Here is a 12,517-nt window from a genome sequence, read left to right on the forward strand (position 1 = left end):
ATCACGTTCGTCCCGATGATACTTCACGCTCAAGCGGCACCGGCAACTACCCCTCCCCAGCTCCTCGCCGCTGCCGAAGCCGCAGACAGCGCTGCCGATGACACCGGCGGCGAGATCATCGTCACCGCCGAGCGCCGCGAGACCAGCCTGCAGAAGACACCGATCGCGATCTCGGTGTTCACTGGCCAGACCCTGACCGACCGCAACATCCGCGACGTCCGCGACCTCGCCGGCCAGGTGCCGAACCTGTTCGTGCCGCGTGTCACCATCAGTCACACGACGCAAACGTTCGCGCTGCGCGGCATCGGCGAAAGCGACCCGATCCAGGAGCCGGTGCTCGCGGTCTATGTCGACGACGTCTACATCCCGCGCCAGATCGGCTCGATGGTCGAGTTCAACGACCTCGAGCGGATCGAGGTGCTACGCGGTCCGCAGGGTACGCTGTACGGGCGCAATTCGAGCGGCGGCGCGCTGCGCATCATCACCCGCGACCCCGGCCAGGAAACGCGGATCAGCGCCGAGCTCGGCTATGGCAGCAAGAACGAGATCGACGCCCGCGCGCTGCTCAGCGGGCCATTGTCCGACACACTGTCGGCGAGCATCTCGTACATCCATCACAGCCGCGACGGGGTCACCCAGGACCCGACGCTCGGCCACGACGTCAACCGCATCGACGTCGACGCCTTCCGGGCCAAGCTGCACTGGACCCCAAGCGGGGCCCTCGACGTGCTGGCAACGGTCAACGTCGTCCGCGACCGCTCCGACAGCCGCAGCTACATCCCGGTCAACCAGCCCGGCGTCGTCTTCGACAAGCGCGTGTCCTACTCCGAGGTCGAGCCGCTGCAGGATCTCGACGGGCGGTCGGCGTCGTTGCGGGTCAAGTACGACCTCGGTTCGCATCTCAGCCTCAAGTCGATCAGTGCCGTCAGCGGCTTCAGCCTGAACCCGGTATCCTACGACAACGACGGCCAGTCGGCGCTGATCCAGAAGAACCTGATCCACTACCGCGACTCGTCCGAGACTCAGGAATTCCAGCTCAACGGCGACTATCGCGCACTGACCTTCACCGGCGGGCTGTTCTATCTGCACGAGCGTTTCTTCGTGCAGCGCGACGGCTTCACGCGGGTCGGCACCTCGCCGACCGCGGCGATCAACAGCCAGCGCGCCCACAACACGACGACGAGCGACGCCTATGCGATCTTCGGCGAGGCGACCTATCGTTTCTCCGACATCTTCAGCCTGACCGGCGGCCTCCGCGGCACCATCGAGCGCAAGAAGTTCGTCTTCGACAACAAAGTGCTCGATCTGCAGCGCAATCCCATCGCCCAATCGATCGTCGGCGAGGCGTCCAAGACCTGGCGAGCATTGACCCCCAAGGGCTCACTGCAGGCGCAATGGACCCCGTCGCTGCTCCAGTACGCAAGCTATTCGCGGGGCTTCAAATCGGGCGGCTTCGACAACCGTGCCACCCGCCTCGACCTCGCGACCCTACCGTTCGCGCCGGAGACTGTCAGCACCTACGAGACCGGTCTCAAAGCGACGCTGTTCGAGAAGGCACTGCGGGTCAACGCGGCGGCATTCTACAACGACTACAAGAATCTGCAGGTCTCGTTCTTCGATCCCGCCTACGCCGGCACGCGGCGCGGTAACGCCGGCAAGGCGCACAGCTGGGGCATCGAGGTCGAAACCAGCGCGTCGCTGACCGACCACCTGACCGCACAGCTGTCGGGCGGCTACCTCAAGGCGATCTACGACGACTACAAGGGCGCCGGCGGCAAGGGCATCGACGCCGACGGCAACGACCTGATCAATGCCCCCCACTGGAGCCTGTCGGGCGGCCTCGCCTACGACATCGGGCTCGGCAAGCGTGGCGGGTTGCGGCTAGCGGGCGATGCGCAATACCAGTCGAGCATCTACTCCTCGCCGCTCAACCGCCCGCAGGACAAGTCGCCCGGCCAGGCGTTCTTCAACGGCACGATCACCTACACGACCCCGGACCCGCGCTATCGAGTCATCGTCTCGGGTCGCAACCTGTTCGACTCCGACAAGCCGGTATCGGCGAGCTACACGCCGTCGATCGGCGCCTATTACCAGAACTTCCCCGACGGCCGGACCTTCCTGGTCAGCGTCCGGTTCACCCAGTGAGACGGACCTGGCCGCGCCGATCCGGCGTCATGAGACCAAAGAACGACGCCGGAGGGGCAAAGTTGGCGGATAGTCGCATTGTCGAGAACCGCCCTGCGGACGATTGATAGCCCGAAACTCCGCCAAGCAACCGGGCGGAAAAGACGGAGAACGAATATGCTGCATCAGGCGCTCGACAAGCTGAAGGGCAACATCGCGATCCGGACACGGTATGACAATTACATCGGCGGAAAATGGGTCGCCCCGGTCGAAGGCCGCTATTTCGACAACCCTTCGCCGATCAACGGCAAGACCTTCTGCGAGGTTGCGCGGTCCAGCGCCGCCGATATCGAGCTTGCCCTCGACGCCGCCCACGCCGCCAAGGATGCCTGGGGCCAGACTTCGACGACCGAGCGCGCGATCATTCTCAACAAAATCGCCGACCGGATGGAGGAGAACCTCGACCTGCTGGCGATGGCCGAGACGATCGACAACGGCAAGCCGATCCGCGAGACGACGCTTGCCGACCTGCCCTTGTCGATCGACCACTTCCGCTATTTCGCCGGCTGCATCCGCGCCCAGGAAGGCAGTATCTCGGAGATCGACAAGGACACCGTTGCCTACCACTTCCACGAACCACTGGGCGTTGTCGGGCAAATCATCCCGTGGAATTTCCCGATCCTGATGGCGGTGTGGAAACTCGCGCCGGCGCTGGCAGCGGGCAATTGCGTCGTGCTGAAGCCGGCCGAGCAGACGCCGATGTCGATCATGGTGCTCGCCGACATCATCGGCGACCTGCTGCCGCCCGGCGTCCTGAACATCGTCAACGGGTTCGGGGTGGAGGCCGGCAAGCCGCTGGCGTCGAACAAGCGCATCGCCAAGATTGCCTTCACCGGCGAGACCACGACCGGCCGCCTGATCATGCAGTACGCATCGGAAAACATCATCCCGGTGACGCTCGAGCTCGGCGGCAAGTCGCCCAATATCTTCTTCGCCGACGTAATGGACGAGGACGATGCGTTCTTCGACAAGTGCCTCGAGGGCTTCGCGATGTTCGGCCTCAACCAAGGCGAGGTCTGCACCTGCCCGAGCCGTGCGCTGGTTCAGGAGTCGATCTACGACCGTTTCATCGAACGCGCGATCGAGCGCGTGAAAGCGATCAAAACCGGCAATCCGCTCGAGATGTCGACGATGATGGGCGCGCAGGCTTCGAACGACCAGCTCGAGAAGATCATGTCCTATCTCGACATCGGCAGGGCTGAGGGTGCCGAGGTCCTGACCGGTGGCAAGCGTAACGCGTTGCCCGGCGACCTCGGCGGCGGCTATTACGTCGAGCCGACGATCCTCAAGGGTCACAACAAGATGCGCGTCTTCCAGGAGGAGATTTTCGGACCCGTGCTCGCGGTGACGACCTTCAAGGACGACGCGGAGGCGATGGCGATCGCCAACGACACACTCTACGGCCTCGGCGCCGGCGTCTGGACGCGCGACGGGACCCGCGCCTATCGCTTCGGCCGCGGCCTCCAGGCAGGGCGGGTGTGGACCAACTGCTATCACCTCTACCCCGCCCATGCGGCGTTCGGTGGCTACAAGCAGTCGGGCATCGGGCGCGAGAACCACAAGATGATGCTCGACCACTATCAGCAGACCAAGAACATGCTGGTCAGCTACAATCCCAACAAGATGGGATTCTTTTGAGCCCGCCTGGCGATGAGGCATTGCCGGCCCGCGTCCTCGCGACACCGCTGGCCGAGGACTGGATCGGGCGACTGACGGCAATCCACGGGCCGCTGATGTTCCACCAGTCCGGCGGCTGCTGCGACGGCTCCGCGCCGATGTGCTATCCGCGCGGCGACTTTCGCACCGGCGCCAGCGACCTGCTGCTCGGCGAGATCGCCGGTGACGTGCCGGTCTATATCGGGGCCGACCAGTACGCATACTGGTCGCACACGCAGATCGTCATTGACGTCGTGCCCGGTCGCGGCTCGGGCTTTTCGGTGGAGTCGACCGAGGGCATCCGCTTCCTGACCCGGTCACGGGTCTTTTCCGACGCTGAGCATCAGCGCCTGCTCGACCATGCGCCGGCGACTGGTGCCACCTGACACGGCGACTATCGCCAAGCCTCCGAGGTGGGCAGACTGGCAGGGTATGACCGCGAGGAGGCTGCCGATGCTTGCACCGATGACTGAAGTGCGGTCGCCACCAAGCGTACGCGCGGCCGCGACCCATCACCTCGATCCGGTCGATGCTGTCGCCGAACTGCGCGCCGGCCTCGGCGACGCACCCCTTGCAGGCATACTGCTGTTCGTTTCCAGCCGCCACGACCTTCGCCGCCTCGCGACCGAATTGGCGCTGGCCTTCGACGAGTTGCCGATTGCCGGCTGCACCTCGTCGGGAGAACTCACGCCGGCCGGCTATGACGACGGCACGATCACCGCGATCGGCTTCCCTGCCGATGACTTCATGCTGACAATCACGGCCTTTCCCGACCTCGGCGAGTTCGATTCGGTGCTCGCAGCGAGCCGGATGCGCCGCGCCGTCGCAGATGCCGGATGCGCTGCCGAGCGCTTCGGCCCAGCGACGAACCATGTCGGACTGTTCCTCGTCGATGGTCTGTGCACCCGCGAGGAAATTATCGCGATGACGCTGCAGGACGCGCTCGGGGATATTCCGCTAATCGGCGGCTCCAGCGGCGACAACCTCGATTTCGCCGAGACCTTCGTGTTCGAGGCCGGGCGCTTCGTCCGCGACACCGCGCTCGTCATCATCATCTCGACGCCGCGCCCGATCGCAGTGTTCCGCAGCCAGCATTTCGTCGCGACGCCGACGCGCATGGTGGTCACCGCTGCCGACCCCGTGCGGCGCATCGTCCATGAGATCAACGCCGAGCCCGCTGCACAAGAATATGCGCGCCTGATCGGGGCCGGGGTCGAGGCATTGTCACCAAGCCTGTTCGCCTCCCACCCACTGCTGGTTCGGGCCGGCACAGATTACTACGTCCGCGGTATCCAGCAGGCCGGCGCCGACGACAGCCTGAAGTTTTATTGCGCCATCGACGAGGGCATCGTCCTGACCCTGGGCAAGGGCGTCGACATCGTCGAAAACCTCGAGCGCCAGTTTACCGAATTGCGCGAGGCGGTGGGCAAAATCGACATCGTCATCGGGTTCGACTGCGTGCTCAACGGCCTCGAGATCGAGCAGAAACAGCTGCGGACCAAGGTCTCGGAGTTGTTTGCAGAGAACCGCGTCATTGGCTTCAGCACCTACGGCGAGCAGTATCACGCACTGCACGTCAACCAGACCTTTTCCGGGCTCGCCATCGGCGCGAGGGACGGATGACGACGCCCCACGGGGAAATCGAGGCACTGCGCCGCGAGGTCGCGAAGCTGCGCCGCATCAACGAGGCTTTGATGGACCGCGTCGAGCGTTCGACCGACCTTCAGGGCGGCGCGTATTCGGTGTTCCAGACGGCGATCACGCTCGAAGAGCGGGTTCGCGACCGGACCCGCGAACTCGGTGATGCGATGCGCGCACTGTCGGCGTCGAATGCCGGGCTGAGCCGCGCCAACGAGGAGGCAGGGTTGGCGCAGCAACGCTTCCGCGATGCCATCGAGAGCATCAACGAGGGCTTTGCACTGTTCGACACCGACGACCGGCTGGTGCTGTGCAACTCGACCTACCTCGGGCTGTGGCCGACGATCGCCGACCGGATCGTGCCGGGTCTGACCTTCCACGAGATCGCCGGGCTGATCGCCGAAGAGGGCATCACCCTCGGTGCGATGGTGACACCGGATCGCTGGCTGTCGGAGCGGATTTCGCAGCATGCCATCGCCGACGGGGCTCATGTCCACGCATTTGCCGACGGGCGCTGGATTCAGATCAACGAGTTGCGAACTTTCGAGGGCGGCATCGTCTGCGTCTACACCGACATCACCGACGTAAAGGTCGCCGACGCACGCTTGCGCGAACGCGAACTGGCGGCGAAGTCCGACCTGCTGCAGGCGACGCTCGATGCCATCCCGCACGGCGTCGCGGTCTATGACGCGGACCGCCGCTTGACCGTCTGGAACCGGCCGTTCCGCCTGTTGCTCGACCTGCCTGCTCAGGTCGTCGCGAACGGTGCGACCCACGACCAGCTGGTTGCCTACAACCTTAGGCAAGGCACCGCCGGCATGGCGGAAGAAGCGCTCGCCTGGTCGGGAAGTGGTGCCGCCGAGGAACAGCCGTGGCGGCGCAGCACGCTCGAGGTCCGTCGCGCGGCCATGCCGGACGGCGGGCTGGTGCTGACCTTCGCCGATGTCACCGAGCGTCGCCAGTTCGTCGAGGCGCTGCGCGACGGCGAGGCGCGGCTACGGCTGGTCGCGGACGGCATGCCGGCCTTCATCGCCTATATCGACGACCGCGAGCGCTATCAGTTCGCCAACCGCCATTATGTCGAGCGCTTCGGCAATGGCCGCACCAACATCATCGGCCTGGGCGTCCGCGAACTGCTCGGCGAGGCCGCCTACGCCGTGCGCCGCCCGCACGTCGTGCGCGTGCTGGCGGGCGAGACGACCGGCTTTGAGTTGGGCAGCGACGGCGGCAGGGTGTTGTCGGCCGCCTATATTCCGCACCGTGACGAGGACGGCAGTGTTCGCGGCTGGTTCACGCTGATCCAGGACATCACCGAGCAACGCGACGCCGCTCGGGCGCTGGAGCACCGGGTCGCCGAACGCACCGCCGAACTCTCGGGTGCCAACCTTGCGCTGCAGGGGGCGAAGCAGATTGCCGAGGCTGCGAACCTGTCGAAGACACGCTTCCTGGCGGCCGCCAGTCACGACTTGCTGCAGCCGCTGAATGCCGCACGACTATTCGTCACCGCGCTCGCCGAGCGTCGCCTGGCGAGCGAAAGCCGTGGCCTCGTCGACCGGATCGAGTCGGCGTTGTTGTCGGTGGAAGACCTGCTCGAGTCCCTGCTGGAAATCTCCGTCCTCGATGCGGGCGCCGTCCAGCCGCAGCGTACCGACTTTGCCATCCAGCCGCTGCTTGCCAGCCTGCATGCCGAGTTCGCCCCGCTGGCGCTGGCGCGTGGCATCGAACTCGGCATGGTGCGGAGTAATGCGACGATCAACAGCGACCAGCGCCTGCTGCGCCGTATCCTGCAGAACTTCATCTCGAACGCGCTGCGCTATACCGATGGCAAGCGCATCCTGGTCGGCTGCCGGCGTGAGCCCGGCGGCGTGCGGGTCGAGGTCGTCGACACTGGGCCCGGCATTGCCGCCGACAAGCACGCGTTGATCTTCGACGAGTTCGCCCGCCTCGATGGCGAGGTGCGCGGCATCGGCCTGGGCCTGGCGATCGTCGAGCGGGCCGGCCGCATGCTCGGCCATCGCATCATGCTGCGCTCTGCCCCCGGACAGGGTTCGACCTTCGGCGTGTCCGTCCCGACGAGTTCCGTTGTGTTCGGCCTCAAGCCCGGCGAGGCGCTGCCGGCGGTGCGCCGCCACCCGCTCGACGGTGTGCGCTTGCTCGTCATCGACAACGAGCCGGCGGTCCGCGACGGGATGGCGGCGCTGCTCGGCGGCTGGTCATGCATCGTCGCCACCGCCAGCGACGCCGCGTCGGCGGTAGCCCGCATCGATGAGGGGTTTCAGCCACAGGTGCTGATCGTCGACTATCACCTCGACGGTGGCCTGCTCGGCTGCACCGAGGTCGCGACGATCCGCGAGCGCTTGCGCCGCGAGGTACCCGCGATGATCGTCACCGCCGACCGGTCGCCCGAGACCCATGCGGCGATTCTCGCGGCGGGACTGTCGGTGCAGACCAAGCCGGTCAAGCCGGCACAGCTCCGCGCGCTGATCACCAGGCTGGCGGAGAACGCCTGAGCGTCGACTATGACGACGGCGCCTAAGGACGCCCGGGGATCTCGCCGGCCAGGAAGCCGACGCGGTTGGCCAGGATCACCGCCTGCGTCCGGCTGAAGACCTGCAGCTTGGCGAGGATCGCCGAGACGTGCGCCTTGACCGTGGTCATCGAGATGCCGAGCTCCCAGGCGACCTCCTTGTTCAGGCGACCCGCGACGAGCCGCTGCAGCACGACCTTCTGCGCCGGGGTGAGCGTCGCGATGCGGGCGCGGAAACCGGCCTCCTCCTCGCTCTCGGCCTCGTTGGCACCGAGGTCGTCGGGCGTATAGACGCCGCCCTCGAGCACGGTCTTCAGCGCGGCGACGATGCCGCTGCGCCGCATCGACTTGGGCACAAAGCCAGCCGCCCCTGCCGCCATCGCTGCCGCAATCTGCGCCCGGTCGGTGCTCCCGGAGACGATCACCACGGGCAGCGAGGGGAAGTGCTCGCGCATCCTGTGGAGGCCGGCCAGGTCGGTCATGCCGGGCATGTTCAGGTCGAGCAGCACGAGGTCGAAGTCGCCCTCCCGCGAGATGATCGCCATCGCTTCGTCGACGGTCGCCGCCTCGAACAGTTCGCAGCTGTCGAAGGTCACCAGCAACACGGTGCGCAGGCCGTCGCGGACCAGTGGATGGTCGTCGGCGATCAACGCGCGATCCATGCGACACTCCTGCATCCGCACAGCCTAGCACGCTGCGGGACTCGCGCACCATGAGACGCTCTGAGATGGCAACTCGCGCCTCGGTACAGCGTAATCAAGCCGGTACGGCGACCCCATGCTACTTAGGGATAAGGGGCCACCCGGAACGGTCGTCGGCGACCTCGTCATGGCCCACGGTCGACGATATTCCGGTCGTGGCCCTGACATCGGCCTGTCGATTGGCGGAGCCGCAACGGTCGCGAAACGGCCGCCAGAGCGCCCAACAGACTTTAGTACAATACTAGTTGGTGGAACCTCGTCCTAGCTTCCTTACAAGTCCCGTGCGCAGCCATGGTTAAAACCGCGGCGGTCGACAGTCGGGACACGAAAGACGTCCCAGGGAGGATCAAATGCAGATGAAACAGGGGTTGCTCGCGGCCGTCGCCGTGGTCGCGCTGATCGGTGCGACAACACCGGTCTATGCCGACACAACCGCCGATCTGCTGCTTCGGCTCAAGGAAAAGGGGATCCTGAGCGAGGACGAATACCAGCAACTGCTGAATCGCCGCACGGAGGAGGTCAAGGCGGCCCCCACCACTGCCCCGGCGAACAGCGCCAGCGTCCAGACGCAGGGCGCGGGACCCGCCGAAACCGTCGCTGGCGAGGACAAGAGCATCGTCCGCATGGCCGAGGGCGGCGGCATGACCTTCGGCGGCGTGACGCTCAAGGTCTCCGGCTCGATCAACGGCTTCTACACCCACGACAGCGGCAAGACGCCGAGCGAAACGACGACCGTCGACGGCGGCCTCGCGACGGTCGGCAGCCGCAACACCTCGTCGGTCCGCAACGGCCTGCTGCCGGGCTTCATCAAGTTCGACGTCACCACGACCCAGCTCGGCATCGACGTCGGCGCGCACTTCGGCCTGTATCCGGGCATCAACAGTGTCACCGGCGTCGGCGGCGCCAACTCGGCCGGCAATCCGGTCGGTCTCTCGACATCGGGCATCGATGCCCGGCAGACCTATTTGACCTTCGGCACCAAGACTATGGGCACGATCAAGATCGGTCGCGACATCGGGCTGTTCGGGTCCGACGCGATCCTTAACGACATCACCTTGCTCGGCGTCGGCAGCGCTTCAGGCAACGCCGGACCGAGCAACACGTCGCTCGGCCGTATCGGCATCGGGTATATCTACACCGACTGGATCCCGCAGATCACCTATTCGTCGCCGACTTACGCGGGCTTCCAGGTCTCGGCGGGCGTGTTCACGCCGCTGGCCACGGCCGGCCGCAACGAAGTCAACAGCAGCCCCGGCTTCCAGGGCAAGGTCACCTACGACTACAAGGGCGACGCGATCGCGGTCCACGCCTGGCTCGGCGGCATCACCCAGAAGCACGACGAGTATCTCGGCATTCCGAAATACACCGGCAACGCCCTCGATCTCGGTGCCAAGCTGACCTACGGACCGGTCGGGCTGACCGGCTATTACTACACCGGCAAGGGCGTCGGCACGACCGGCCTGTTCATCCTGGCAACCGACGACTTCGGCAACAAGCGCAAAAGCGACGGCTTCTACGTCCAGGGCACGGTGGGCTTTGGCAAGTTCACGATCGCCGGCAGCTACGGCGAGAGCAACCTCGACCTGGCCAAGGGCGAGATCAACCCGCTGCTCGTCAGCAAGAACAGCAGCTACGTCGGGCAGCTGCGGTATGGCCTGACGCCATGGGTGACGCTGCTGACTGAGTACACGCACACCAAGTCCTCGGCACAGGGCATCAACGAGGCGGATTCCGACACGATCGCGACCGGCGCGATCCTGTTCTTCTAGCCAGGCAACGGCTCCACCGCGCCGCCCGTTGCGATCGAATATGAACGAGAGTTGTCAGAGTTTGTACCTGTGCGCGTTCTGTGGATCGAGAGTTGGCGGCCCTCGAGCCGTTCATCGACGCCACAGACGAGCCGCTACATCCGGCATCCGGCAATGAGAAAGATCACAGGGCAGCAGGTTCGGCCCAGTCCTATTGTACCAGACGGGTGTGATGTAGGAAAGCTCGGGTGCGGGCTCGGCTCTCAAGTTCCTGACCGTCATGCTGGTTAAGGCCAGCAACCATGTTGGTGCGAGCATCAACACCTCGCGGTTGCACAGCCTTGGGTACTGGCCTTCGCCAGCATGACGTGCGCGTTTTGCGCGTGGCACTACGACGCGACCGCCAGCTGAACTTAAGCGGTGCTAGCGCGCCGGCGACCCGGCCATGCGCACCGCGGCGATGCCCCAGGGACCCTTGCCGGCGTCGACCTTGGCGATCACCGACATGGTTCGCGGATCAACGATCGAGACATCGTTCGAGGAACCGTTCGCCGTGAATGCCAGCCCGGCATCCGGAGCGAGTGCCAGGCCCCAAGGGCGCGGCCCGACGACAGCAAAGCCGGTGACCGGGTTGCCCGGGGCATCGACGTCGACCCGGACCAGGCGGCCACCGCGACCGGTGGTCAGCAGCATGGTGCTCGGGTTGAGCCGGGCAACGCCCATCGGGCGGTCCTCCTTGCGCAGGGTGATCGTGCGCAGGCGCTTCTGCGCCTTGAGGTCGACGACGCTCAGCGACGCGTCGAACTCGCCGGGCACGACGACGCGGTCGGGGGCTAGGAACAACGCATTGCGGGGACGCTCGCCGACCTCGACGCGCCCGACGACCGCGAGCGGCGTGCCGCGCACGATGGCGAGGCTGTGGTCGCCCTCCGAGGTCGCGAGGATAGTATGGCCGTCGGGCGAGACCGAGACACCCTCCGGCTCGCTGCCGACGGCGAGCGTGCCAAGCATGGCACCGCCGCTGCTGATGATGATGAGCTGGCCGGTGTCCTCGCTGGCGACGTAGAGCCGCTCGCCGTCAGCGCTGATCGCGATCTGCTCGGGGTCGGAGATACCGCGCAGGGTGCGCAGTACCTGCCGCGAGCCGAGGTCGATGACGACGATGCCGTCGGCGGCGCGGTCGGGCGGCGGCAGCTTGCTTTCGTCAACGCCCGGCCCGGCGATCGGCGAGCCGCTGACCGCGACGTAGAGCAGCTTGCCGTCGGGGCTGGCGACGAGCCCGCGAGGGCGCTTGCCGATGGCGATCCGCGCGACTTCGAGCTGCGTCGCCGGGTCGATGACGCTGATGTCGCCAGAGCCCTCGTTGGTCGCATAGACCAGGTAGCCGCTCGGCACGGCCGCCGACACGGTCAGTTCGGGCGGTGCCCGCAGGGCGGAAATCAGGGCGTTCAGGCGCGTCTCGAGGGCACCGGGCTGGCGGCAAACGAGCGGCAGCATGCGCTGCCGGTCTTCCATGATCCGCGTATCCCACTGGACCTGTTCGTCGGCGGCGGCGCGACGTTCGGCGGCGGCCTTCGCCGCTGAATTGTCGAGGGCGGCCTTCGCCGCTGGATTGTCGAGGGCGGCCTTCGCCGCTGGGCTGTCGAGGTCGACATAGCCTTGCTCGATGCGGCGGGCGAGCTGGTCCTGGCGGCCGTTGAAGCGGCGAATGCCGTTGATGATGATGCGGCGCTCGGCATCGATGGTCTCGATCAGGCCAGCGGCGAGGCGGGCCCGGGCGACGTCGGGATTAGGCTGGCGAGCGGCGAACTGCTGGAGCTGGAGCCCGGCCTCGGGAACCGGCACGCTGCGCGGCGCGACATCGGCGACAAGCCGCGCCAGCGTGGCATCCGACCGCCAGTTGCGTGCCGACGGAGTGCCGGCCGGAGCCCAGATATCGGCGGCGGTGAGCGTCGAAGCCGGCTCGGTTTCGCAGGGCCATTCGGGCGTGGCGGAGGCCGGATGAGGTGCGGCCACCGCCTTCGCTGCGGGGGCAGCGAAAGCGTTGCCAGCCGCCCCTACCG

8 protein-coding genes are annotated in these 12,517 nt (G+C 66.2%); 6 read left to right on the forward strand and 2 right to left on the reverse strand.

Annotation, left to right across the window (positions count from 1 at the left end; genetic code table 11):
* Positions 1 to 15 precede the first annotated feature (15 nt).
* From KX816_17320 to KX816_17340, 5 genes are all read left to right on the forward strand, one after another.
* Entirely contained in the window at positions 16 to 2,145 is a 2,130-nt protein-coding gene (locus KX816_17320; GenBank protein ID QXQ05943.1) for a TonB-dependent receptor, read from the forward strand.
* A gap of 156 nt (positions 2,146 to 2,301) precedes the next feature.
* Complete coding sequence (locus KX816_17325) at positions 2,302 to 3,822, forward strand: aldehyde dehydrogenase family protein (GenBank protein ID QXQ05944.1); 1,521 nt, start codon at positions 2,302 to 2,304, stop codon at positions 3,820 to 3,822.
* Positions 3,823 to 3,917: 95 nt separating this feature from the next.
* A complete protein-coding gene (locus KX816_17330; protein QXQ08645.1) occupies positions 3,918 to 4,226 on the forward strand; it encodes a DUF779 domain-containing protein in 309 nt (102 codons plus the stop codon).
* 79 nt (positions 4,227 to 4,305) lie between these two features.
* Positions 4,306 to 5,463, forward strand: coding sequence for an FIST C-terminal domain-containing protein (locus KX816_17335; protein ID QXQ08646.1), 1,158 nt, complete (start codon positions 4,306 to 4,308; stop codon positions 5,461 to 5,463).
* Entirely contained in the window at positions 5,460 to 7,988 is a 2,529-nt protein-coding gene (locus tag KX816_17340; GenBank protein QXQ05945.1) for a PAS-domain containing protein, read from the forward strand. Before KX816_17335 ends, KX816_17340 begins: the two co-directional genes overlap by 4 nt.
* A gap of 22 nt (positions 7,989 to 8,010) precedes the next feature.
* Here KX816_17340 and KX816_17345 read toward each other — a convergent pair whose 3' ends face one another.
* Entirely contained in the window at positions 8,011 to 8,667 is a 657-nt protein-coding gene (locus KX816_17345) for a response regulator transcription factor (protein QXQ05946.1), read from the reverse strand.
* A 389-nt stretch (positions 8,668 to 9,056) separates the two neighbouring features.
* Between KX816_17345 and KX816_17350 the strand changes: the two genes are divergently transcribed.
* Positions 9,057 to 10,475, forward strand: coding sequence for a porin (locus KX816_17350; protein ID QXQ05947.1), 1,419 nt, complete (start codon positions 9,057 to 9,059; stop codon positions 10,473 to 10,475).
* Positions 10,476 to 10,877: 402 nt separating this feature from the next.
* Here the strand turns inward: KX816_17350 and KX816_17355 are convergent, their stop codons facing one another.
* The gene (locus KX816_17355; GenBank protein QXQ05948.1) at positions 10,878 to 12,470 is read right to left on the reverse strand and encodes a hypothetical protein; all 1,593 of its coding nucleotides are present in this window, start codon (positions 12,468 to 12,470) and stop codon (positions 10,878 to 10,880) included.
* Between the last annotated feature and the right edge of the window lie 47 nt (positions 12,471 to 12,517).

The organism is Sphingosinicellaceae bacterium, from assembly GCA_019285715.1.
GTDB lineage: Bacteria > Pseudomonadota > Alphaproteobacteria > Sphingomonadales > Sphingomonadaceae > Glacieibacterium.

Excerpts from the sequence above, each read along its gene's own strand:
- KX816_17320 (QXQ05943.1), top strand. The coding sequence starts at position 16 with ATGATACTTCACGCTCAAGCGGCACCGGCAACTACCCCTCCCCAGCTC.
- KX816_17325 (QXQ05944.1), top strand. The coding sequence starts at position 2,302 with ATGCTGCATCAGGCGCTCGACAAGCTGAAGGGCAACATCGCGATCCGG.
- KX816_17330 (QXQ08645.1), top strand. The coding sequence starts at position 3,918 with ATGTTCCACCAGTCCGGCGGCTGCTGCGACGGCTCCGCGCCGATGTGC.
- KX816_17335 (QXQ08646.1), top strand. The coding sequence starts at position 4,306 with ATGACTGAAGTGCGGTCGCCACCAAGCGTACGCGCGGCCGCGACCCAT.
- KX816_17340 (QXQ05945.1), top strand. The coding sequence starts at position 5,460 with ATGACGACGCCCCACGGGGAAATCGAGGCACTGCGCCGCGAGGTCGCG.
- KX816_17345 (QXQ05946.1), bottom strand. The coding sequence starts at position 8,667 with ATGGATCGCGCGTTGATCGCCGACGACCATCCACTGGTCCGCGACGGC.
- KX816_17350 (QXQ05947.1), top strand. The coding sequence starts at position 9,057 with ATGCAGATGAAACAGGGGTTGCTCGCGGCCGTCGCCGTGGTCGCGCTG.